Below are 22,585 nucleotides of genomic sequence, written 5' to 3' on the forward strand. Positions count from 1 at the left end.
CACCGATGATGTGCGTGTTGCAGCGGTCGGCATGGCCTTTCCCGCTCAGGAACGCGGAAGCAGGCGGTTGGCCTGTCTCTTGCATCAGAGTGGGCATGAATACGCTCTCGCTCCCCGACCCGATCACGCCGGCGACCGCAAGTCTGCGCCTCCCTCTATCGACCTCGCTGCATGGCGCGCTGGCTGTCGTGCTCGCCTTTGCCGCCGGTTGGCTCGCCAGCCTGCCCGGCTGGGCGGCGAGTTCTTCGCTGCTGCCTCTCGCGGCAAGCACCTTCTGCCTGACACTGCAGCGACGACGTGAGGCGCGCGCGCAACAGACGCTGACCCGCTTCGCCATGGCGCTCGAAAGCGGTGATCTGACCGCCCGGCTGCAGCCCGGCGGCATCGACGCACCGGCGCTGCTGGAGAGCATGAACAGCATGGCGCGCGCCTTCGTCCGGCTGATGACTCGACTGTCTCGTGCGGTGCGCGAGCTGGAGCACTCGGCGCGCGAGAGCAGCGCCAACGCGCAGGCCGGCGACAGCGGCGTGCGCTCGCAAAGGGAGGTGACCGTCGGGTCAGCTGCCACGCTGGAGCAGCTGTCGACCAGCCTCGCCCTCAGTTCCGAACAGGCGGGCGACGCCGCCGCAATGGCGCGCGCCGCGCATGAGGCGGCCGGCGACGGCATGCGCACCGGCAGAAAGCTGGAGCTGCGCATGAACGACATCGCGGCCGACATGCAGGCGGCCGGTGAGCGCATGACCCGGCTCGACGCCTGCTCGATCGATATCGGCGGCATCGTCGGCACGATCGCGTCGATCGCCGAAAAGACCAATCTGCTGGCACTCAATGCAGCGATCGAGGCAGCGCGCGCCGGTGAGACCGGGCGCGGTTTCGCGGTGGTGGCCGACGAAGTGGGCAAGCTGGCCGGCCTGACCCGGCAGGCCACCGACGAGGTTCAGGCGCTGATCGAACGGCTGCAGGGCGAAGTGTCGGCGGTCAGTCAGGCACTGCATGCGGCGGGTGACGAAGTCGCGCGCGGTGCAGCCGACACGGCCTCGGTGCTCGCCGGCCTGCAACATATCGCTGCACAGATCGAAACCACACTGCACGCGGTGACCGAAATCGCCCAGGCCAGTACCGAGCAGAGCCGCGCCGCCGAAGCGCTGGCGCGCGACGTGGAGCAGGTCGCGGACCTCGCCGAACGTAACGAGCATCTGGTGCATGACAACCAGGAACTGTCTGGCTATCTCGAACAGATGGCCGGACAGCTCGGCGATACGCTCAAAACCTACCGCTTCGAGCCGACATGCTGAACGCGCTCTTTCTCTCCACCGCGCTGGGCGCGGCTTTGGCGCTGCTGTTCTGGCACCGCCGCAGAACGGCCTCGCTGACGGCGCATACGGCGCTGCGCGCGCTCGACGACTGCGCGATGCTTTTGCAGCTCGTGCGCACGCTGCAACAGCATCGCGGCATGAGCGTCGCATGGCTGGCCGGTGACGCCAGCTTCGCCTCGCCGATGCGGCAACGGCAGCAGGAGATCGATCGCTGCATCGCGGCACTCGACGGCACTGTAAGCGCCGAAGAGGCGATGCCGCGCGCCTGCCTCACCCACAACGAACTGATGGTGTTCCGCTTCCAGTGGCGCGAGCTTATTGAACTCTTAGGCAATGGCGGGCTGCTGCCCGAACAGAGCCTGAGCCGCCACGGCCAACTGGTTTCGCGTGCGCTGGAGTGGCTGGACGCGCTGGGCGAGAGCCGGGTCGAACTGGGCGCCGCCGGTCGCGTCGACGCGGGCCGCGTGCGCAATCACGTCGCCAGTCTTCCGGCATTGGCCGAATACCTGGGGCAGAGCCGCGCCATCGGCACCGGCGTCGCGTCACGTGGGCAATGCGCCCCTGTCGCACGCGTACGTCTGATGTTTCTTGCTGCACGCATCGATGCACTGGTCCGGCAGGCGCTGGCCGCTGCCGATGGCAGTCACGCCGCGATCGAGGCCGGCCGCAATGTAAGCAGCATGATGACGACGCTGCGTCGCAATCTGCTGGGCGAGACAGGCGGCATCACCGCTCAGGCCTGGTTCGCCGAAGCGACGCGCGCCATCGACAGCGTGTACGCCTGGATCGATGAATGCGGCGTCGAACTGCGGCGAGAACTGGAAACGCCGACTCCGCTGCTGCACGCCACCATGGCGGCTCACTGAGCGTTTCTGCGCCAGAAGAGACGGCGGAGGTGCCGGGAGCGCCTCCCTCCATCGCTGATCAGGCCCGCCTTTCGGAACGAAGCCCTGGCCAGGCCACCGCCGCTGTCGGGGTCAGAAGACCCCTCCACAGAACCCCGGCTCGGACAGCAACCGGCGAGTGCCTCTCGTGGGAGCGCCCTTGGCCGCGACGCGGCTGACGCCGGCCGCCGGCTCGGCTTCAGGCTTCTGTCGCGGTCAGGAGACCGCTTTCCGCACTCTCGTCAATCCAGCTCGCGCAGCCGCGCAAATGCTTCCTCCAGACGTTCCACGGGAATTACCGTCAGCCCCTCGATCGCCTGCTTCGGTGCATTGGCGCGCGGAATGAGCGCATGGGTGAAGCCGAGCTTGGCTGCCTCGCGCAGACGTTCCTGACCGCGCGGCGCGGGCCGTATCTCGCCGGCCAGACCGACCTCGCCGAAGGCGATCAGCTTGGCGGGCAGCGGGCGGTTCTTCAGCGACGACACGATGGCCAGCAGCACCGCCAGGTCGCCTGCCGGTTCGCCGATCTTGACGCCGCCCACCGCGTTGACGAACACGTCCTGGTCAGCGCAGGTCACGCCTGCGTGCCGGTGCAGCACCGCCAGCAGCATGGCGAGGCGCGCGCTGTCGAGACCGACGGTGAGCCGGCGCGGATTGCCGTGCGCACTGTCGACCAGCGCCTGTATCTCGACCAGCAGCGGTCGCGTACCTTCCTGCGTCACCAGTACGCAGGAGCCGGGGACCGGCTGCGCGTGCTGCGACAGGAACAGCGCCGACGGATTCGACACGCCGCGCAGCCCGCGTTCGGTCATCGCGAACACGCCGAGTTCATTGACCGCGCCGTAGCGGTTCTTGAAAGCCCGCACCAGACGAAAGCTCGATCCGGTTTCGCCTTCGAAATAGAGCACCGTATCGACGATGTGTTCGAGCACGCGCGGACCGGCCAGCGTGCCTTCCTTGGTCACGTGACCAACCAGGATGAGGCTGTGCCCGGCCTGCTTGGCCGCCCGCGTGAGCTGGGCTGCGCATTCGCGCACCTGGGCGACCGAGCCCGGCGCCGACGTGAGCTGTTCGGAATAGACGGTCTGGATCGAGTCGATCACCACCACCCGTGGGCGCGTGTCGTTCAGCGCGGCGCCGATCTTCTCAAGATTGATTTCGGCCAGCAGCTGCATGCCGGCCGGGTCGAGCGCCAGCCGCTGCGCGCGCAGCGCCACCTGTTCGCCCGATTCCTCGCCGGTCACGTAAAGCGCCGGCACGCGCGGCGCGAGCTGGGCCAACGCCTGCAGCAACAGCGTCGATTTGCCGATGCCCGGGTCGCCGCCGATCAGCACCACGCCGCCCGGCACCAGACCGCCGCCGAGCACGCGGTCGAATTCGTCGAGCCCGGTAGGCAGCCGCGGCTCTTCGCGTGGCCGGATGTCGGCCAGCGCCTGTACCTTTGCGGTGCCGGCGAGCGAGGCGAAGCGGTGCGCACCGGTGCCCTGCTCCGGCACCGTTTCGACCAGTGAATTCCAGGCCTTGCAGTCGGCGCACTGGCCGGCCCACTTCGGGCTGACCGCACCGCATTCACTACAGACGTAACTGGTTTTCGGCTTTGCCATCGGGGTCAGCGGGCGAGCGCGACGGTCGGCTGCGGCTCGGTCAGTTCGGCCGTACCGATCTCGACCGCCGGCACGCGCAGTGCCAAAGCGCAGACCAGCTCGTAATTGACCGTACCGGCACGCAGCGCCACTTCGTCCAGCGATACATGCTCGCCCCACAGTTCGACCACGCTGCCGAGGCCGGCTTGCGGGATGTCGGTCAGGTCGACGGCGATCATGTCCATCGATACGCGGCCGACCAGCCGGCTGCGCACACCGTCGACCGCCACCGGCGTGCCGCTCGGCGCGTGACGCGGGTAGCCGTCAGCGTAGCCGCAGGCGACGGTGCCGACGCGCATCGAACGCTCGGCGGTGAACATGCCGCCGTAACCGACGCGGTCGCCCGGTTGCAGCTGCTGCACCGCGATGACCCGCGCCTCGAAACGCATGACCGGCTTCAGGCCGATGTCGGCAGCCGTGGCGTGGGCCGTGGCCGGGCTGGCGCCGTAGAGCAGGATGCCGGGGCGCACCCAGTCGGCGTGCGTCTGCGGGAAGCGCAGCAAGGCGGCGGAATTCGCCATCGACACAGGGCCGTCGAACTGGGCGGCCAGCGGCGCGAAACGCGCGAACTGGGCATCGACACCGCGCTCGCCGTCGGCGTCGGCAAAATGAGTCATCAGGCCGATCTGTCCCGCGTGCGGCCAGGCGCGCAGGCGCGCAAGTGCGGCCGGCACCTGGGCCGGCGTGATGCCGAGCCGGTTCATGCCCGTGTTCACCTTGAGGAAGAGCGGAATGCGCGCGCCGGCCGGCAGTTGCGCCGATTCGAGCCAGTCGAGTTGCTCCAGCGTGTGCACCACGGTGGACAGCCTGCGCGCGGCGATCTCCGGCAGGTCCTTGGCGCCGAAAAAGCCTTCGAGCAGCAGGATGGGCTGGGTGATGCCCGCCTCGCGCAGGCGGACGGCGTCCTCGAGGTCGAGCAGCGCGAAGCCGTCCGCCAGCGTTGCCAGGCCGCGCGCAATACGCATGATGCCGTGACCGTAGGCGTTGGCCTTGATCACCGCCCACATCTTGGCGCCGCCGGCGAGTTCGCGTGTACGGAGGTAGTTGTGGCGCAGCGCATCGAAATCGATGCAGGCGTGGATGGGACGGAAAAGCGGAAAAGGTTCGGTGAAGTGCGGGCGCGACATGAGGGGCGTTCGGCGGGAACTGCGAGCTGCGAAGCCCCGGATTGTACTATCGGCGCTGCGACAGCCGGGTCGCGGCGAACTCGCCGAACTGTTTCGCCATATATGTACGGAAGCGTTCCGACGGGTACAGCAGCGTCATGTGCCGTACCAGCCGCGGGCGCAGCGGCACCGCCACCAGCAGTCCGAGGCTGGTTTCGTGGCGGATGGCAGCCTGCGACAGGATGGCGTAGGCCAGCCCCCTCTCCAGTACGCCCTTGACCGAGGACAGGCGGTCGAGCTCGAAAGCCAGCGGCAGCTTGGCCGGATCGACGCCGCCGCGCGACAGGTAGTTCTCCAGCAGCGCGCGCACGCTGCCGGCGTCGCGCCCGGCACAGGGGTGCAGCAGCAGGTGCTCGGGCGTCACTTCCTTCAGCTTGGCGAGCGGAAAATCGGGCGAACAGACCACCACCAGCTCGTCCTCGGCACAAGGCTCGACCATCACCTGCGAGCCGCCGCGCCCGAGGCCTTCGACGATGCCGATGTCGAGCACGCGCTGATCCACCATGTCCTCGATCACGTCCGGGTTGTCGACGGTCAGGCGCGGCACCACGTTCGGATGGGCGATGCGGAATTCCGCCAGCACCGGCGGCAGATGGTATTCGGCGACGGTCGGCGTGGCGCCGATCAACAGATGGCCACGCAGATCGGTGGCCATCGCCTGCAGCTCGTTCTCGAGACTGGCGAACAGGTCGAGGATACGGTCGGCGTAGTCCTTCACCTTGACGCCCTCCGGCGTCAGCGAGACGCGGCCGTGGGCGCGCTCGAACAGCCGGGTGCCGAAATGCTCCTCCAGCTGCTTGATCTGGAAAGTGACCGCAGGCTGGGTCATCTGCAGCAGTTCCGCCGCGCGCGTGAACGACATCTGGCTTGCTGCTGCGTGAAAGACTTCCAGCCTTCTATCGGGCATTTTTCCCTCTGTATAAGTGTCGCCTGCCCTCGTGGTTATAGACCAAGTCGGGGTTGGCGGGTAAACCAAAATGCGTCAGTGGACGCGATGCGACAGCAGCGCTGCGGATGCCGAAATCGTGTTGCGGCGCGACAGGATACGCTTTGTGACACGAGGCGCGGGGGCGGCAAGGGCGTCAAGGGGTTCATGGTATAAAGGCGCACTTTTTTCGCCCGGCCGGCGGCCTGATCCGGCTGCAGACGTTCGATGCCTTTCGGCTTCTACATCATCATGGCGGCGCAGTTCTTTTCCGCGCTCGCCGACAATGCCCTTCTGGTCGTTGCCATCTATCTGCTGAAGGACATGCAGGCCCCAGGCTGGCAGATTCCGCTGCTCAAGCTCTTCTTCACGATTTCCTATGTGGCGCTGGCCGCTTTCGTCGGCGCCTTCGCCGACTCAATGCCCAAGCGGCGGGTCATGTTCATCAGCAACATGATCAAGGTGGGCGGCTGTGCGCTGATGTTCGGTTGGGTGCACCCGCTGTTCGCCTACGCCGTCGTCGGGCTGGGCGCGGCCGCCTATTCGCCGGCGAAGTACGGCATTCTGACCGAGTACCTGCCGCACCGACTGCTGGTCGTCGCCAACGGGTGGATCGAAGGTCTGACGGTCGGCGCCATCATCCTCGGCGTGCTGTTGGGCGGCCTGCTGATCGACCCGTCGCTGAGCGCGCGCCTGCTTGCCATCGATCTGCCGCTGATCGACACCGGTCTGGACACCACGGTCGAGGTCAGTCTGATCATCGTCGGTGGACTGTACGCACTTGCAGCATTCTTCAACCTCTACATTCCGGATACCGGCGTGCCGATGAAGCCGCTGCACGCCAGTCCCCTCGTTCTTCTGGCCGACTTCGGCCGCTGTTTCAACGGTCTGTGGCGGGACAAGCTGGGGCAGATTTCGCTGGCGGTCACCACGCTGTTCTGGGGCGCGGGCGCCACGCTGCAGTTCATCGTGATCGACTGGGCCGACCGCGCACTCGGCATGGGTCTGTCCCAGGCCTCCAAGCTGCAGGGCGTGGTGGCGGTGGGGATTGCCATCGGTGCGGTCATGGCGGCGCGCCGTATTTCCTTGCGCGCCTCGGTGCGGGTGATTCCGCTCGGTATCGCGATGGGCGTGCTGGTGCCGCTGATGGTGCTGGTGAGCAACCTGTGGCTGGCGGTACCGCTGCTGGTGCTGATCGGCGCCTGTGCGGGTTTCTTCGTAGTGCCGATGAATGCGCTGCTGCAGCACCGCGGTCACATGCTGATGGGGGCCGGCAATTCAATCGCCGTACAGAACTTCAACGAAAATCTGTCCATCCTGATCATGACCGGCCTCTACGCCGCCCTGCTGGCGGCCGGCCTGTCGGTCTACATTGTCATGATCCTGTTCGGCGCTTTCGTCGCGGCGACGATGTACGCGGTGCGCAAATGGCACCACGCGAATCAGCGCCGGCACGACGATGTGGCGCAGCTCGACGACGGCGCGATCCACTGACCGCCTGCAGTCTAGGGTCTCTGCCATTGAATCGCGAACCGCGTTTGCAGTCCAACAGACCCTAGCCGCGCGGTACCCAGGCGCCGTCGTCACGACGACAGGCGGTTCCGTTCGAGCTATCGCCGCGACCGTTTGCCTCGCCGCGCAGCATGTAGCTGCGGCACCCTTCCCCGCTCGCCTTGCCCGGCGTCAGCGTGTAGCTGACCCCCTCTGACCGCCAGCTCACCGGCTTGCCGTTGTCGGCCAGTTCCAATGCGTGACCGATGCAGGCGCGGTCCGCCTCATCAAGGTCACGTCCGATACGGGCGCCGATCAGCGCGCCTATCGTGGTGCCCAGCACGATGGCAACGAGACGGCTGTCACGGTCCGGAACCGCAGAACCGACCAGTCCGCCCATCGTGCCACCGAGCGCCGCGCCGACCGCCTCCCGGTTGCAGCGCCCGGAGCGGATGCCGTAGTCGTCATTCCACTTGTAGCCGGTGTAGCCGACGTAGTGCGGGTCGTTCTGCTTGCGCCAGCCGTGCGCCGGCGCGTGGGCCTGCGGACCGGAGAGAACGGGAGCCGCGAACGCGGTCAGGCTGAGGGCGATTGCGACGGTTCTGAGGGTGTGCACGTACCGACTCCGGATGAAAGTGGCGCGATGCTAGCGCCGGCCGGATCCCGATGCTGTCAGACGACGCTGGCACGCGCAAAACACAGGTCTTCCCACGCCTTGGCCTTGTCCTGCGGGTTACGCAGCAGATAGGCGGGATGGTAGGTCACCACCACCGGCACGCCCTTGCGCTCGAACAGGCGGCCGCGCGCCGCCGCGATCTTGATTTCACCGCCGAGCAGCGTCTGCGCTGCAGGCCGGCCCAGCGCGACGATGATGCGCGGCCGGATCAGTTCGATCTGGCGATCCAGATAGGGGTGACAGGTCGCGATCTCGTCCGCCTCGGGCGTGCGATTGCCCGGCGGACGGCATTTCACCGCGTTGGCGATGTAGACGTTCTGGCCTCGCGCCAGCCCGAGCGAGGCCAGCATCGCATCGAGCAGCTTGCCGGCCTGGCCGACGAACGGCTCGCCGCGCGCGTCCTCTTCCGCGCCCGGCCCTTCGCCGACGAACAGCCAGTCCGCTTCGCGGTCGCCGACGCCGGGCACCGCCTGCGTGCGGCGCTCACTCAGCCGGCAGGCCTGACACGCGCGGATGCGCTCTTCCAGTTCGTCCCAACCCAGTCCTTCGACCGACACTGTGGCGGGCGGCGCAGCAACCGTCGTCACTACCGGCGCGACAGGCCGCAGCGGTGCACTGTCGGCCCGCACCGGCGCGGCGGCAGGCGGCTCGACCGGCGCCTGCTCGCTGGCACGGATGTCCGGCCCGGCCTGCGGCGGTGGCGAAGTACGGTCGCGCCACAGCGGTGCGATGCCCATTTCGCGCAGCATCGAATCGCGGCGGTTCATCGCGATGACCTCATTGCATCCATGTATCGTCCAGTTCTGCACTCATCACGATGGCATCCTCCCGACCGTCCAGCGCCGGGTAATAGCGTGGCCGTCGCCCTATCGGCTGGAAGCCGGTCTGATCGTACAAGGCACGGGCCGCTGCGTTGGACGGCCTGACTTCGAGAAACATGCGCGCCGCGCCGTGGCTCATCGCCTCGCGACCGAGGTGAGCGAGCAGTCGCCGCCCGAGCCCGCGGCACTGATACTCGCGCGCCACGCTGATGTTCAGCAGGTGTGCCTCGTCGAGCACGCACATCATGACCGCGTAGCCGGCCATCGAACGCCCCTGCCACATCACGCGGCAGCAGTAACCGGCACTCAGCGAGTCGGCGAAATTCACGCGCGTCCACGGGAAATCGAACAGCGTGCGCTCGATGCGCGCCACCTCGTCGAGATCCTCGTCGCGCATCGGCGCAAACGACGTGACCGTACCGAAGCTAACGCCCGCCGCCGCCATCAAGCGCGGCCTCCCGCGGCCAGTCGTTCGGCCGTGGTCTGCGCCACCTTGTCGCGCACATAGAGCGGCGCCGCCAGCGCCGCGTCGATGGACAGTCCGGCCGCCAGCCGGAGCGCCCCGAGACGGGCGATGTCGCGCGCGTGCACCGCTGCAGCGGCATCGATCGACGCAAGCTCCGCCGTCCACGCCAGTTGCGCAACCGGCGCCAGCCCGAAGCCGCTGCCGCAGCCGTGCCAGTGCGCCGGGCCGTCCGGCGGTGGAGGCAAGCTGTCGGGCGGTCCGACCCGGATGTCGGTGCGCGCTTCGACCTGCCCGCCCCGCACCTCGCAGGCAACGCTATAGACCTCGCTCATTCGCGCATCGACGCAACACAGATGCAGCCCGTCGCCACGTCCCAGCGCGAGCGCATCGAGCGTCGGCACCGGCACCAGCGGCAGCCCGGCACCAAGCGCCAGTCCCTGCGCCACCGACACGGCCAGCCGCAGGCCGGTGAAGCTGCCGGGGCCGGCGCTGAACGCGATCGCATCGAGCTGGTTCAGCGTCAGTCCAGCTTCCTCAAGTAACTCGCCGACCCAGCCGAGGATGAACTGCGCATGCGTGCCCGGTGTTCCTCCCTCCCTCGACAGCAGGCGATCGCCCACGCGCAGTGCGACGGAGGCCTTTTCAGCGGACGTTTCGAGAGCAAGCAGCTTCATGCAGTGCAGCAAATGGGGGCAAAGGCGAATTGTAGGGGCTTCTGTTGCCCGCCGCGCGGGCGGATACTTCAAGTTCGATATGGGCACCGCCGTTACACCGGACTGTGCCCTAGAGTCCGGAGTCCGTCACACCTCATGTTCCTGCCGACCGAAGTCCTCGACAAGATGCGCGTGGTCATCGCCGACGCGAATCAGGTCGTGCGTACCTGGGTGCGCACGCAGCTGTCGCAGGCCGGCGTCAAACACGTAGGCATGGCCGGCAGCTCGGCCGATCTTCTGCGGCAATGCTCGGCCAATACACCCGACGTCGTGCTGTGCGACTACAACTTCGGGGAGAAGCAGGACGGGCTGCGGGTGCTCGAGGAGCTGCGCCTGAACAACATCCTGCCGCTGTCTTCGGTCTTCATGATCGTGACCGGAGAGCGCGTCCGCAAACGCGTCGTCGCCGCCGCCGAGTTCGCGCCCGACGACTACCTGCTCAAGCCCTTTACGTCCGGACAGCTGGCTGAGCGTCTGGTCAAGGCGGTCGAGAAGAAGCATGCGCTGAAGGCAATCTATGAACAGATGGCGGCACGCAATCTGGAAGCGCTCATAGACGAGTGCGACAAGGTGCTCGCCAGTCAGCCGCGCTATTCGATGGACGCGCTGCGCATCCGGGCCGAGGCGCTGATCGCGCTCGGGCGCCTCGACGAGGCCACCGAGATCTATAAGGCGGTCATGGCCCGCAACACCGTGCCCTGGGCGCGCATCGGCTACGCGATGGTATTGCGCGAACGTGGCGACGTTGCGGAAGCCGCACGCCACGCCGCCGAAATCAACGAGGAATTTCCCGAGTTCATGGGCGTGTATGACTTCCTCGGCGAACTGCACGAACGCAACGGCGAACTCGAGGAAGCGCGTACCTATTATGAGCGCGCTGACTCGATCGCTCCGGACAACCTGCGCCGGCTGCGCAGCATCGGCGAAATCTGTCTCGAATCGGGGGACGTCGCACGTGCGGCCAGCGTGATGCGCCGCGTCGTCGACCGTACCGAAGGGACCTCACTGGCCAGTGCCGAAGACCATCTGACCTTGATCAAGAGCCTGATCGAACTGCCCGACGCGGCGGAAGAACTGAATGCCCGCTTCGAAACGATGCGCGGTCTGCTCGGCGGCAGCGATACGGCGGCTGTGCTGTCGGACGTGGTCGAGGCGCGCATGCTGTCGCAGCGAGGCGACGAGGGCGGCGCGCGCGAGGCGATCAACCGTGCGCTGCAGACGCACGCGCGCCTCAGCAAACCGGACACGCTGGCGACCAGCGAACTGGCCGAAGCCTGTTTCGCCACCAACAACGAGGAAGCTGCAGCCGGCCTGGTCGACAAGATCGAAGCCGCTGGCGGTGCGGTGTCGAACCGCCTGAAACGCCAGAACGCGCGCTCGGCCCGCGAGCGCGCGCAGGCGGCTGCGGCAAATCTGGCCGAGGAAAGCGCAGCCGGCCCAGACCTCGACCACGTCGACGCCGAACTGGCTCGACTAGCCGAACTGATCAGGCAGCTCGACCCGCACTGGGACGACGCTTTGGCCGAGGACGCGCGCAATATCCTGATCGACGTGTTCACGCTCGCCCCGCGCGAGCGCCGCGTGATCGACGCGCACATTCAGTACAACCGCGTCGCGCAGAAGCACGGCTACGACCGGCACAAGCCCACCGCTCGCGCCGTCTGATCAGCGCCTCAGGCGTGCAGCAATCCGTGCAGCGACGGTGTTGCCGCCAAGGCGGCAACCGGGCTTACACCGAGCCAGTCGCGCGAGATCGATGCATAGACCGACCTGAAGTCGACCGCCGGCACGAAGGCGCCGCGCGCATCGAGCGCATCGAAGCTCAATGCGCGGCCATGCAGCCCGCCGACGACGCGACCGCCGGTGAGGAGCTGGATGCCGGCATTGCCGTGGTCGGTGCCCGCGCTCAGATTTTCGTGCGCCAGTCGCCCGAACTCGCTGCGCGTGAGGACCAGCGAATCGCGCCAGCGCCCCATGGCAGTCAGCGCGCTGCGCAGGGCGACCATCGACGCGGCGAGCGACGCCAGCAAAGGGGCATGGGCCGAAGGCTGGTTCTCGTGCGTATCGAAGCCATCGAGCGCCACCCGCACCACAGCGGCATCAGAGCCGGACAGCAGTTCGGTGCAGGCCTGCGCCAGCGCGCATCCGAGCACGTCCTGCGGAAAGCCGAAGCGCCCGGCAACACTCTCCGGATACTCGTCGGCCAGTCGGCGACAGCGCGGCAAGCCGTGGACAGGCCCCGGCAGGTCGGATGACACCGTCAAGGCCTGCGTCGCCGCGTGGCGGACGCCGTCGTGCAGCGACAGGCAGCGTGCCAGCCAGCCCGTCTGCAGTGGCGCGTCTTCGAGCAGAGCGCTATCGAGAATTTCGGTCGCACGATGGTGCGACACGCTGCCGCCGGTACAGCCCACACTCTGCACCAGCGCGAGCTCGCCGGCATCCCACAGCGGCATCAACGGACGCAGTGACGGATGCAGGGCCTGATCCGGTGCGATCGGCAGGACCATGCGCCGGTCGAGTGCAATGGTCGGACGGGCGCGGTAGTAGGCCGGGTCGGTGTGCGGTGCCAGCGTATTCAGCGCGTCGTTGCCGCCGACCAGGTCGATCAGGAACAGAAGTCGTGGAGCGGGCGCCGGTTCGCTTGCGCGAAGCTCGCTGGCCAGCGCCAGCGAGGCGCTTCCGGCGGTCAGCAAAAAATGCCTACGGTCCATTCAGGCTCCCGAAAACAAAAGACCTGCCCCTGGGGGCAGGTCGCAATGCCGCTGCGCGGCAACCCACGAAGAGGAGGTGTGGGCCGAAAACTGCTGTAGCGGACAACGGGCGAAATTGGCAAAAGCGAAGCGGAAGGCCTAAGCCGGTCAGGGCCGAGGTGCGTCGCGGTAAAGCTCGCGGGCCGCATCGCGGATGTCGCGCCGCAACTGGCGACGTTCTTCAGGCGTCATCCGGTTTCCGCGCTGGTCACCGAAGTCGAGTCGCCTGACCGGGCCGGCTTCCTCGTCGAAACGGCGCATCGGTTGCAGCGTCGCCCCGGCCGGAATCACGCGCTCGAAGCGCTGCGGCTCGACGAAATCCCGACGCCCGCCCGCTTCACCGGGGCCTGCCAATGCCGGCGCCGATGCGAACAACACCGCACCCACACAGGACCCGGCAAGGATGCCGTACAGTCGCGAGCCGGCAAGGTCAGCACACTTCATCCGATTACGCTCCTCAAATCGCTAGTGTTCAACAGTCTCCAGGAGGCCGGCCGCGCCAGCCAGCTGCGCACCGTCGCCCGGATTGTAGAGGTAGCGACTGGAGCGGTGTAGCGCGTACTGCAGCAGCAGGTGCGAATCCGCAACACTGTCGCCAGCCGTCTCCGGTCTGTCGATTGCGGGTGCATTGGCCTGAACGGCCGGCCGCCCCCCTTCCGATGGCGCGTCTGCAGCGGGCAGAACCGCTGCCATGACGAAGGTCGGGGCAGCGCAAAGCACTGCCATGCTCATCAGTCTGCGTTTGCTCACCTTGTCGTCCCCCTGATGCCCTGCGTCGATTACCTTGGGCTCCATGCTGTGCAGCGGCTGTAAGCCTTGTGTGTGGCGGGGGTGGCGCTTTGTAAGCGCGGGTAACTACCCTCTGGATGCGTTACATCCGCTCACGGCGCAATTGAATTGCGCCAAGGCGGTCGGGTAGCATCGGTCCATGGAAGAAAAAAAACGCAAGATACTTGTCGTCGATGACGACGCCCGCCTGCGCGCGCTGCTCGAACGCTACCTCGGCGAACAGGGTTTCACGGTCAAGGCAGTGGCCGACAGCACGCAGATGGACCGCGCGCTGGCCCGCGAACTGTACGACCTGATGGTGCTCGACCTGATGCTGCCGGGCGAGGACGGCTTGGCCATCTGCCGACGGCTCCGCGCTCAGGACAACACGATTCCGGTGGTCATGCTGACCGCCAAGGGTGACGAGGTCGATCGCATCGTCGGCCTTGAAATGGGCGCCGATGACTACCTGCCGAAGCCCTTCAATCCGCGCGAACTGGTTGCCCGCATCAACGCGGTGCTGCGCCGACAGGCGCCAAAACCGCCGCCGGGCGCGCCGACGCTCGACGAACGCGTGGTGCGCTTCGGCCAGGTCGAGGTCAATCTGGCCGCACGTACGCTCACCCGCAACGGACAGGAGCAGGTGCTGACCACCGGCGAGTTCTCGCTGCTGCGCGTGCTGCTCGAATCGCCGCGCGTGCCGCTGTCGCGCGACAAGCTGATGGAACTGGCGCGTGGTCGCGAATACGATGCCTTCGACCGCTCGATCGACGTGCAGATGTCGCGTCTGCGCAAGCTGGTCGAGGACGATCCGGCCAAGCCGCGGTATCTGCAGACGGTCTGGGGCTTCGGTTACGTGTTCGTGCCTGACGGCACCCGCCATGGCTGAGGCCCTCTCCGGGCACGCGCCGAAGTGGTGAAGCAGGCACGTCGGCGCGGCAGCCTGACGCGCTGGACCGGACAGAATCTGAGTCGTCCCTTGCGCCGCTTCACGCTGCTGCCGCGTTCGCTGCTTGCGCGCACCTTCCTGCTGCTGGCCGGCCTGCTCACCGCGTCGGTACTCGCCTGGTCCGGCATCTACAGCTGGCTTGAACAGGGGCCGCGCGCCCAACAGGCAGCGCAGATCGTCATCAGCGTGATCAACCTGACCCGCGCCTCGCTGGTCAGCGCAGATCCGCAGCGAAGGCTCGAACTGCTCACCGAATTGTCGATGCGCGAGGGCCTGCGCATCTATCCCGACGGCGACATTCCAGGCTTCCAGCCGGTCAAGGGCGACAGCACGCTGCTCGCCATCGAACAGGAATTGCGCAAGCGGCTCGACCCGCGCACGCGCATTGTCGTCACCAAGGGCCTGCAGAGCGGTCTGTTCGTCAGCTTCAGCATTGCCGACGAAGAAGGCGTGGACGACTACTGGCTCATGCTGCCGCGCAACCGTATCGAACGCCCGCTGGCACTGGAGGTGATCGGCTGGGGCACGGCGGCACTGCTGCTCGCACTGGGCGGCGCCTATCTGATCGTGCAGCGGGTGACGCGGCCGCTGGCCGCGATGAAACGCGCCGCCCGCGCGATAGGTCGGGGCGAGCGCCCTGCCCCGCTGGCCGAGTGTGGCGCCGAGGAGCTGGCCGAAGTGGCACACGCCTTCAACCAGATGGCGGACGACATCGCCCGCAACGAGGACGAGCGCGCGCTGATCCTGGCCGGCATCTCGCACGACCTGCGCACGCCGCTGACCCGACTGCGGCTCGACATGGAACTGGCCGGGCTGGACCCCGAAACGGTGCGCGACATGAGTGCCGACATCGACGACATGGACAAGATCATCGGCCAGTTCCTCGATTTCGCGCGCATCACGACCGGCGAGGAGCCGATCGATGGCGATCTGGCCAGTCTCGTGCTGGAGGCGGCTCAGGCCTACGCGCGCCACGACAAGCCGGTCAGCACCGGCCGCATCGATCCGCTGCCGGCGATGCGCTTCCGCCCGCTGGCTATTCGCCGCTGCCTGAACAACCTGATCGACAACGCGCTGCGCCACGCCGGCGAAGATCAGCCGATAGAACTGACCTGCAGTCTTGAGGGCAACGAAGTGAAGATGGACGTGAGCGACCGCGGCCCCGGCATTCCACCGGAACAGGTCGAGCGGCTCAAGCGCCCGTTCACCCGCCTCGACAACGCGCGTACCGGCCAGAGTGGCGCGGGCTTGGGGCTGGCCATCGTCGAGCGCACGATGCGCGCGCACGGCGGGCGCTTCGACCTGCTGCCGCGCGAGGGCGGCGGGCTGATCGCCCGCCTGACCCTGCCGGTGACGGCAAACGCGGCAAGCGCGAAGAGTTAGTGCTTGGTCGCTTCTGCCGCCTCGGCGGTCGCCGGCGCGTCGGCTGCACCGCGCGTCGCGGTGCGGTCGAGCAGGATACGCAGGTGGCCGAGCGACAGCAGTTGCGCATAGACCAGACCCATCCAGCCGCGGCGGAACAGATCGACGGCTGCTGCAGCCGACAGCGCCTGCAGCTTGGCTTCGTCGATCACCCACAGGCCATCGAGGCGGAACTTGCGACCGTCGTTGAGTTCGGCCATCGCACTCATCTCGTTGAGCAGACCGAGCTGCTCGACCTCGCGACAGAACTCGGCGGTACGCTGCGCTTCGTTCTGATAGCCCTGCACGAAGGCGAGCGCATTCTTCAGGAATTCGGTTTCGGCGCCGTTCTCGTCGAACAGGCGTTCGCCTTCTTCCGTATTGAAGCCGGGGAACTTGTCATCCATGCAAACCAGAAGCTTGTCCGGCGCGTTGTTGTCCTGCACCGCGACGAAGGGATAGCGGCGGACGAAGGCCGGTACGTAGCGTGCGTCCCATTTGCCTTCCGGCGTGACGTAGAGGTTTTCGGCGTCACGCAGGCCAAGCAGCGCCACCGGCACCAGACCGCCGGGCAGGCGGGCGAACACGATGGGGTACTCGCGGGCGACGTCGCCGAACTCAACCAGGGCCAGCGGCACGCAATTGGTTTCCGCCGCGAACTTCAGATTGTCCTGGGGCTTCAGGCGCAGGTCGCGGTGGGTGTCGCGGTTCAGCACGACCACGTTGTCGTAGAAAAGCAGGGTCTTCATGGCAATCCTCGGTTCGGCTCGGTTCAGGTAAGCGACGCGCAGCGCCGCGATTCTATGCCGGCAGCGATGACGTCCCTGCGAAAAACGACCGCCGTCCACGCGATGTAGCTGTCCCGCAACGCGATAAAATCACGCCTCGACGCAGAAACGCCACGCCATGACCCAGACTGCCACCACCTTCTACGAACACATCGGCGGCGAGCCGACCATCCGTCGTCTCGTCGACCGCTTCTACGAACTGATGGACACGCTGCCGGAAGCCTACGGCATCCGCAAGCTGCATCCGGCCGACCTGTCGGGCTCCAACCAGAAACTGTTCATGTATCTGTCGGGCTGGCTCGGCGGTCCGCAGCTGTTCGTACAGGCCTACGGCCATCCGCGCCTGCGCGCCCGTCACCTGCCCTTCACGATCGGCGAGGCCGAGCGCGACCAGTGGCTCATGTGCATGCGCATGGCGATGGACGAAGTGCTGCCGCCGGACGAAGCCAACGCCCAGTTGCTGAGTGCAATCGAGGACCTCGCCGACCACATGCGCAATCGCGAGGGCTGAGATCGTCAGCCCAGGTCGCGCGTGACCGACTGCAGGCGCAACCGGCGCGCGTGGGCGTGCCGGGCGTGCAGTCGGGGATCGGACGCAACGATGCTCACCGTTTCGCCGATCACCATCACGACGCCCAGCACCGGCAGCACCAGCAGCAGACCGGCGACGCCGGCCACCGCGCCGCCGACGAAAATCATCAGTACCGTCACCAGCGGATGCATTTTCAGGCTGCGCCCGATGGTGAGCGGCATGAACACGAAATCGTCGAGCAGACGGACACAGACGAACAGCCCGACCGCCGCGTACGCGACCGACGGCGAACCCGGAAAGTCGGTCGCCGCCACCATCACCACCACCGCACAACCCAGTATTGAGCCGACGTAAGGCACCCAGGCCAGCACGGCGGTGATCAGCCCCAGCATCAGTGGCGACGACAGCCCGATCAGCCACAGGCCGGCGGCCAGACAGGCGGCGTCGAGCACGGTGAGCTTGATCAGCCCCTGAAAGTAGGCGCGCGTGGTGCGGTCGACCTCATACAGCAGGTGCAGCGTGCGCTCGAAGAAGGCGTTCGGCACCGCGCGCGCGAGGAAGCGCTGGAAGCGCCGGCCGTCGCGCAGGAAGAAGTAGGCGAGGAAGGGCGCCAGCAGGAAGGACGGTAGCCAGGCGGCGATGCCCAGCATCAGCGCCGGCAGACGCTCCTGTGCGAAGCCCTCACCCGCCGCGGCGATGTGCGAGGACACCGCATCGGCCACGTGCGCGTCGCGCATGAAGCGCGAACGGGCTTCGAGCGCTCGCAGCGTGTCGTCGAGCAGGGCCAGTCCGCCCTGCAGGTAGCGCTGGCCGGTGTCCTGCACACTGACCGCGTGCGCGGCGAACCAGGGCAGCACGAGCACGAAGCAGACGAGCAGCAGCAGCGCAAACACGCCGACCGTGATATTGGCCGCCGCCGCCTGCGAAAAGCCGGCAAACATCAGGCGCTGCATCGGCGGGTAGAGGAAGTAGTAGGCGATCAGCCCGAACAGGAAGGGCAGCACCAGCCACAGCACATGCTGGAAAAGATAGAGCGCCAGCGTGGTGGCCAGCAGGATGCCGCACCACGCCACGGGTCCGGCGCCCGAGGGCTGCAGCCGCCTCACAGATGGCCTTCCTGACGGGCGCCGGCATTGGCCTGGCGCAGCCGGCCGCCGAGATGCCTGGCCAGCGCCAGCGCGATCTTGGAAGCGATCTTGGGATGGGTTTCCAGCAGGCTCATGAAATCGGCGCGGAAGAACACCACGAGCCGGCAGTCGCTGTGCGCCTTCGCCTGTGCCGCCCGCGGCGCCTGATCGAGCAGCGCCAGTTCACCGAACACCTCGCCGCTGCCGAGCAGCGCCAGCCGCTGCTGGCGGCTGCCGTCGGCACGCAGGATTTCGACCTCGCCCTCGACCACGGCATAGATCGCCTGTCCTTCGTCGCCCTCATCGAACACGATTTCGCCGGCCAGATAATGGCGCTCGTGCCGCAGGGCCTGCACCACCTTCAGTTCGCGTGCGGTCAGCGACGCGAAGAGCTTGATCTGGCGCAGCGGCTGCAGCGCTGCGCGGTCGTCGTCGCGGCCGAAAAGACGCACTTATGGGCTCCTGGCGTAGGTGGGCAGTCAGCGCGCAAGCATACCGGCTTTCCGCTGGCGCTTTCGCCACGGCACACGGAATTCCCCCTATCCTTGCCGGTCACAGGCGCGATCGCCACAACAAGAACAGACCATGACATCCCGACTGCTGCGCTGGATCGATCTGAACATCCTGTCCCTCGGGCGCGAAATGCGCCTTTCCTACCTGCCGCCGTTGATGGTCTACATGGCCGCCGGCATCCAGGGCCTGACCGGCATCGTCGGCACCTTCTTCGTCAAGGACTACCTGGGGCTGTCGGCCGAATTCCTGGCCATGCTGGGCTTCTGGGTCGGTATTCCTTGGGCGCTGAAGATGCCGATGGGTCACCTGGTCGACCTGCTGTGGCGCTTCAAGAGCCTGCTCATCTATCTCGGCGCCGGCCTGATCGCCGCCAGCCTGCTCATCATGGCCGGCCTGATCGCCGAGCGCGAGGCGATGGCGGCGGTGCTGCCGGTCAATACCTGGTTCGTCATCAGCGCGCTGCTGAGTCCGATCGGCTACGTGCTGCAGGACGCGGTGGCCGATGCGATGACGGTGGAAGCCGTACCGCACATCGACGAGAACGGCGCGCCGGTGCCGCCGGCCAGGCTCAAGCTGATGCACACCACGATGCAGACGCTGGGCCGTGTGGCCATCATCGGCGGCAGCGTGCTGGTGGCGCTGATCAATCTTTATGTGTTCGCCGGCACCGAGATGCTGCCTGAGGCGCAGAAGGTACTGATCTACCGCGACGTCTACCTGATGGCACTGACCATTCCCGCCATTTCGGTCGCTGGCGTCGCTTTCGCCGCCTGGCTCAAGCGCGGCGCCATCGCGGCCCACATGGCGCGCGGGCTGTCACGAGCCGAAGCCGCTGCACTGCTGCGCGATCCCGACAGCCACACCGACCCCAACTGGTGGATTCTCGGCGGCAGTCTGGTGTTCGTCGTGTTCACGCTGGGCATGGGTCTGTCCGACCTGAAGTGGAACCAGGAAATCATCTTCCTCGGCTCCTTCACCATCATCGCCTTCCTGATGACCCGGCTCACCCGCGAGCTGGACGCCAGCGCGCGCAACACGCTGATCGGCACGGCGCTGGTCATCTTCATGTTCCGCGCCACGCCCGGCACCGGCCCCGGCGTGTCGTGGTGGACGATAGACGTGCTCGGTTTCGACCAGGCCTTCTTTTCGGTGCTGTCGCTGATCGGCTCGACGCTGACGCTGATCGGCATGTTCATGTTCCGCCGCTTCATGGCCGAGCGCTCGATCACCTATGTGGTTGGCTGGCTCACCGCGGCGGGCTTCGTCCTGTCGATGCCGACGCTGGGCATGAGCATGGGCCTGCACGAATGGACCGCCCGCGTGACCGGCGGCGTGGTCGACGCCCGCTTCATCGCGGTGATCGACACCGCACTGGAATCACCGCTGGGGCAGATTTCGATGATTCCGATGCTGGCCTGGATCGCCAATTCGGCGCCGGCCCACTTGAAGGCGACCTTCTTCGCGGTGATGGCCTCCTTCACCAATCTGGCGCTGTCGGCCAGCCAGCTCGGCACCAAATATCTGAACCAGATCTACGTGCTGTCGCGCGAAGTGAAGGACCCGGCCACGGGCGCCGTGATGACCGCCGCCAACTACAGCGACCTGACACCGCTGCTGCTGACCGTGGTCGGGATCGCCGTGCTGATGCCGGTCAGCGCCATACTGGTTGCGCGCTGGCTTGGTTTGCGCAGTGCGTGATCGGCAGGTCGCGCCAGCGTTTCACAGGAGCGAGCTCGCGGCTGCAACCTGAATCGAGGCCGGCGGCCCGCAATCGCAGTATCGCGACCAGGGGTCGCTCCCACAGGAGCAGCGCCAGTCCGTCATCGGAGCTGGCTTTCTGTGGGAGCGAGCTTGCTCGCGATGACAACCTGAAGCGAAGCCGGTGGCCGGCGGTCGCGCTCAGAAGACTGCCCCGGCGTCAGCCTTCCAGCCAGCGCTCGACCAGCCGCGTCCAGTAAGCAACACCGAGCGGGATGATGCGGTCGTTGAAGTCGTAGCGCGGGTTGTGCAGCATGCAGCCGCCGCCTTCGGCGTGCGCCGGGTCGGACGCCGCCTCCGGCCCGCCGCCGTTACCCAGCCAGACGTAGCAGCCGGGCTTCGCCTGCAGCATGTAGGCGAAATCCTCGGCGCCCATGCTGGGCGGGTAGTTCGTGTGCACACTGCCGTCGCCGAACACTTCGCGCGCGACCGTCGCGCAGAAGGCGGCTTCGCTTTCGCTGTTGATGGTCGGCGGGTAACCCCGACGGTAGGTCGCCGATGCGGTGACGCCGTGGGCGGAGGCTACGCCCTGCACCACGCGCGCGATGCCGGCTTCCAGCTGGTCACGCACTTCCGGCGTGAAGGCGCGCGCCGTACCGCGCAGCGTCGCCGACTGCGGAATCACGTTGTAGGCCTCGCCAGCGTTGAACTGGGTAATGCTGACCACGCCGCATTCGACCGGCGGTACATTGCGCGACACGATGGACTGCAGCGACTGCACGATGGCCGCGCCGGCGAGCACCGGGTCGGCGCCCAGATGCGGCATCGCGGCGTGTGCGCCGCGCCCGTCTATCGTGATGTCGATCGAATCGCTGCAGGCCATCGCCGGCCCGGTATGCACCGCCATCTGGCCGACCGGCAGGCCGGGCCAGTTGTGCAGGCCGAACACCGCCTGCATCGGAAAGCGTTCGAACAAGCCGTCGGCGATCATCGCCGGCGCGCCGCCCATGCCCTCCTCCGCCGGCTGGAAGATGAAGTACACGGTGCCGTCGAATCCGCGCGTCTCGGCCAGATATTCCGCCGCCGCCAGCAGCATCGCCGTATGCCCGTCATGGCCACAGCCGTGCATGCGCCCCGGATGCGTCGAGCGATGAGCGAAAGTGTTCTGCTCGGTCATCGGCAGCGCATCCATGTCGGCACGCAGGCCGATTGCGCCGCGGCCCGAGCCGTTGCGCAGCACACCGACCACCCCGGTACGACCGATGCCTTCATGCACTTCGATGCCGGCCGCGCGCAAGGTGCGGGCGACCACGTCGGCGGTGCGATTTTCCTCGAACGCCAGTTCCGGATGGGCGTGCAGGTCGCGCCGGGTCTGGGTCCAGCGCTCGACACGCGCGTCCAGCGCCTCGATCAGCGGGTGCGTGCTGCTCATTGCAATTCCTCGATATCGGAAAACATCGCCGCCTGACCGCGCAGCACGCCGTCGGCGTCGATCACGTTCCACACCGTCGCGCGGCTGATGCGGAACAGCGTGCCGTCGCTGCGCACGCGGATGCCGCAGTAGTCGGCGATATAGCCCTGCCGTGTCACCAGATCGAGCAGGCGGGCCCGTTCGTCGCGCTCTGGCGCGCGCGCCGACAGACGCGAAGGCAGCGTGACGAAGGTGGCCCAGTCGTAGCCGAACAGTTGCTGCGCGAACGCATTGGCGTAGTTGAACACCGGGTCGGCCTCCGTGCCGTGCGACACCAGCGCGAACGGCGCGTGATACAGCGTGTGCGGATCAGACGGCAGCAGCTGGCCGGTCACGCGGTGGAAGCTGTCGGCCAGCAATGCGCTGTGCTCGCGCAGGAAGGTGTCGTCGGGCGGTGCACTCATGGCCCAAAGATACCATCGCTCGCCGACGAGCCGGGCCGGTTCCACCACGCGGCCGGCGTCTCCCGGAGGACGACACCCCGTTC

General features: G+C 67.1%; 23 protein-coding genes. 8 read left to right on the forward strand and 15 right to left on the reverse strand.

Annotation, left to right across the window (positions count from 1 at the left end):
* The first annotated feature begins 95 nt into the window (after window positions 1–95).
* Window positions 96–1,295 carry a methyl-accepting chemotaxis protein gene (locus tag METFAM1_RS0104045; protein WP_019918289.1) on the forward strand — a complete coding sequence of 400 codons (1,200 nt, stop codon included), beginning with the start codon at window positions 96–98 and terminating at the stop codon, window positions 1,293–1,295.
* A complete protein-coding gene (locus tag METFAM1_RS0104050) occupies window positions 1,289–2,182 on the forward strand; it encodes a nitrate- and nitrite sensing domain-containing protein (protein WP_019918291.1) in 894 nt (297 codons plus the stop codon). The genes METFAM1_RS0104045 and METFAM1_RS0104050 overlap by 7 nt, the downstream gene beginning before the upstream one ends.
* Before the next feature lie 260 nt (window positions 2,183–2,442).
* Here the strand turns inward: METFAM1_RS0104050 and radA are convergent, their stop codons facing one another.
* From radA to METFAM1_RS0104065, 3 genes are read right to left on the reverse strand one after another with little or no spacing between them, the layout of a single operon-like run.
* Window positions 2,443–3,804 carry a DNA repair protein RadA gene (gene radA, locus METFAM1_RS0104055; protein ID WP_019918292.1) on the reverse strand — a complete coding sequence of 454 codons (1,362 nt, stop codon included), beginning with the start codon at window positions 3,802–3,804 and terminating at the stop codon, window positions 2,443–2,445.
* Between the two features lie 5 nt (window positions 3,805–3,809).
* Entirely contained in the window at window positions 3,810–4,970 is a 1,161-nt protein-coding gene (alr, locus tag METFAM1_RS0104060; RefSeq protein WP_019918293.1) for an alanine racemase, read from the reverse strand.
* A 46-nt stretch (window positions 4,971–5,016) separates the two neighbouring features.
* Window positions 5,017–5,916 (reverse strand): LysR family transcriptional regulator, encoded by a 900-nt coding sequence (locus METFAM1_RS0104065; protein ID WP_024300445.1) that lies wholly within the window; start codon window positions 5,914–5,916, stop codon window positions 5,017–5,019.
* Between the two features lie 246 nt (window positions 5,917–6,162).
* Here METFAM1_RS0104065 and lplT point away from each other — a divergent pair, with 246 nt between their 5' ends.
* Window positions 6,163–7,428: a lysophospholipid transporter LplT gene (gene lplT, locus METFAM1_RS0104070; RefSeq protein ID WP_019918295.1), complete on the forward strand. Its 1,266-nt coding sequence runs from the start codon at window positions 6,163–6,165 to the stop codon at window positions 7,426–7,428.
* Window positions 7,429–7,489: 61 nt separating this feature from the next.
* Here the strand turns inward: lplT and METFAM1_RS0104075 are convergent, their stop codons facing one another.
* From METFAM1_RS0104075 to tsaB, 4 genes are read right to left on the reverse strand one after another with little or no spacing between them, the layout of a single operon-like run.
* Window positions 7,490–8,041: an RT0821/Lpp0805 family surface protein gene (locus METFAM1_RS0104075; protein ID WP_019918296.1), complete on the reverse strand. Its 552-nt coding sequence runs from the start codon at window positions 8,039–8,041 to the stop codon at window positions 7,490–7,492.
* 56 nt (window positions 8,042–8,097) lie between these two features.
* Entirely contained in the window at window positions 8,098–8,868 is a 771-nt protein-coding gene (locus METFAM1_RS0104080; RefSeq protein WP_019918297.1) for a uracil-DNA glycosylase, read from the reverse strand.
* Window positions 8,869–8,878: 10 nt separating this feature from the next.
* Window positions 8,879–9,319: a ribosomal protein S18-alanine N-acetyltransferase gene (gene rimI / locus METFAM1_RS0104085; RefSeq protein ID WP_019918298.1), complete on the reverse strand. Its 441-nt coding sequence runs from the start codon at window positions 9,317–9,319 to the stop codon at window positions 8,879–8,881.
* 47 nt (window positions 9,320–9,366) lie between these two features.
* Window positions 9,367–10,062, reverse strand: coding sequence for a tRNA (adenosine(37)-N6)-threonylcarbamoyltransferase complex dimerization subunit type 1 TsaB (tsaB, locus tag METFAM1_RS0104090; protein WP_019918299.1), 696 nt, complete (start codon window positions 10,060–10,062; stop codon window positions 9,367–9,369).
* Between the two features lie 135 nt (window positions 10,063–10,197).
* On the opposite strand from tsaB, the gene METFAM1_RS0104095 reads away from it, so the two are divergent.
* Entirely contained in the window at window positions 10,198–11,766 is a 1,569-nt protein-coding gene (locus METFAM1_RS0104095; protein ID WP_019918300.1) for a response regulator, read from the forward strand.
* Between the two features lie 8 nt (window positions 11,767–11,774).
* Here METFAM1_RS0104095 and METFAM1_RS0104100 read toward each other — a convergent pair whose 3' ends face one another.
* The 3 genes from METFAM1_RS0104100 to METFAM1_RS0104110 form a co-directional block, all read right to left on the reverse strand.
* A complete protein-coding gene (locus tag METFAM1_RS0104100; protein ID WP_024300447.1) occupies window positions 11,775–12,812 on the reverse strand; it encodes a DUF1501 domain-containing protein in 1,038 nt (345 codons plus the stop codon).
* A gap of 147 nt (window positions 12,813–12,959) precedes the next feature.
* Window positions 12,960–13,295 carry a hypothetical protein gene (locus METFAM1_RS0104105; protein WP_024300448.1) on the reverse strand — a complete coding sequence of 112 codons (336 nt, stop codon included), beginning with the start codon at window positions 13,293–13,295 and terminating at the stop codon, window positions 12,960–12,962.
* A gap of 21 nt (window positions 13,296–13,316) precedes the next feature.
* Complete coding sequence (locus METFAM1_RS0104110) at window positions 13,317–13,646, reverse strand: hypothetical protein (RefSeq protein ID WP_019918304.1); 330 nt, start codon at window positions 13,644–13,646, stop codon at window positions 13,317–13,319.
* A gap of 133 nt (window positions 13,647–13,779) precedes the next feature.
* Here METFAM1_RS0104110 and ompR point away from each other — a divergent pair, with 133 nt between their 5' ends.
* Complete coding sequence (gene ompR / locus METFAM1_RS0104115; RefSeq protein WP_019918306.1) at window positions 13,780–14,508, forward strand: osmolarity response regulator transcription factor OmpR; 729 nt, start codon at window positions 13,780–13,782, stop codon at window positions 14,506–14,508.
* 27 nt (window positions 14,509–14,535) lie between these two features.
* Window positions 14,536–15,951 (forward strand): ATP-binding protein, encoded by a 1,416-nt coding sequence (locus METFAM1_RS0104120; RefSeq protein WP_232419647.1) that lies wholly within the window; start codon window positions 14,536–14,538, stop codon window positions 15,949–15,951.
* On the opposite strand, the gene METFAM1_RS0104125 is transcribed toward METFAM1_RS0104120, so the two are convergent.
* Window positions 15,948–16,718, reverse strand: coding sequence for a SapC family protein (locus METFAM1_RS0104125; RefSeq protein WP_019918309.1), 771 nt, complete (start codon window positions 16,716–16,718; stop codon window positions 15,948–15,950). The genes METFAM1_RS0104120 and METFAM1_RS0104125 overlap by 4 nt on opposite strands.
* Window positions 16,719–16,875: 157 nt before the next feature.
* On the opposite strand from METFAM1_RS0104125, the gene METFAM1_RS0104130 reads away from it, so the two are divergent.
* Complete coding sequence (locus METFAM1_RS0104130) at window positions 16,876–17,268, forward strand: group II truncated hemoglobin (RefSeq protein WP_019918310.1); 393 nt, start codon at window positions 16,876–16,878, stop codon at window positions 17,266–17,268.
* A gap of 5 nt (window positions 17,269–17,273) precedes the next feature.
* Here the strand turns inward: METFAM1_RS0104130 and METFAM1_RS0104135 are convergent, their stop codons facing one another.
* Window positions 17,274–18,395, reverse strand: coding sequence for an AI-2E family transporter (locus tag METFAM1_RS0104135; protein ID WP_024300449.1), 1,122 nt, complete (start codon window positions 18,393–18,395; stop codon window positions 17,274–17,276).
* Window positions 18,392–18,868, reverse strand: coding sequence for a cyclic nucleotide-binding domain-containing protein (locus tag METFAM1_RS0104140; RefSeq protein ID WP_019918312.1), 477 nt, complete (start codon window positions 18,866–18,868; stop codon window positions 18,392–18,394). Before METFAM1_RS0104140 ends, METFAM1_RS0104135 begins: the two co-directional genes overlap by 4 nt.
* Before the next feature lie 133 nt (window positions 18,869–19,001).
* On the opposite strand from METFAM1_RS0104140, the gene METFAM1_RS0104145 reads away from it, so the two are divergent.
* Window positions 19,002–20,627, forward strand: coding sequence for an MFS transporter (locus METFAM1_RS0104145; protein ID WP_019918313.1), 1,626 nt, complete (start codon window positions 19,002–19,004; stop codon window positions 20,625–20,627).
* A gap of 220 nt (window positions 20,628–20,847) precedes the next feature.
* Here METFAM1_RS0104145 and METFAM1_RS0104150 read toward each other — a convergent pair whose 3' ends face one another.
* A complete protein-coding gene (locus METFAM1_RS0104150) occupies window positions 20,848–22,059 on the reverse strand; it encodes a M20 aminoacylase family protein (protein ID WP_019918314.1) in 1,212 nt (403 codons plus the stop codon).
* Entirely contained in the window at window positions 22,056–22,502 is a 447-nt protein-coding gene (locus METFAM1_RS0104155; RefSeq protein ID WP_019918315.1) for an MEKHLA domain-containing protein, read from the reverse strand. Before METFAM1_RS0104155 ends, METFAM1_RS0104150 begins: the two co-directional genes overlap by 4 nt.
* Between the last annotated feature and the right edge of the window lie 83 nt (window positions 22,503–22,585).

It is taken from the genome of Methyloversatilis discipulorum (assembly GCF_000527135.1).
GTDB lineage: Bacteria > Pseudomonadota > Gammaproteobacteria > Burkholderiales > Rhodocyclaceae > Methyloversatilis > Methyloversatilis discipulorum.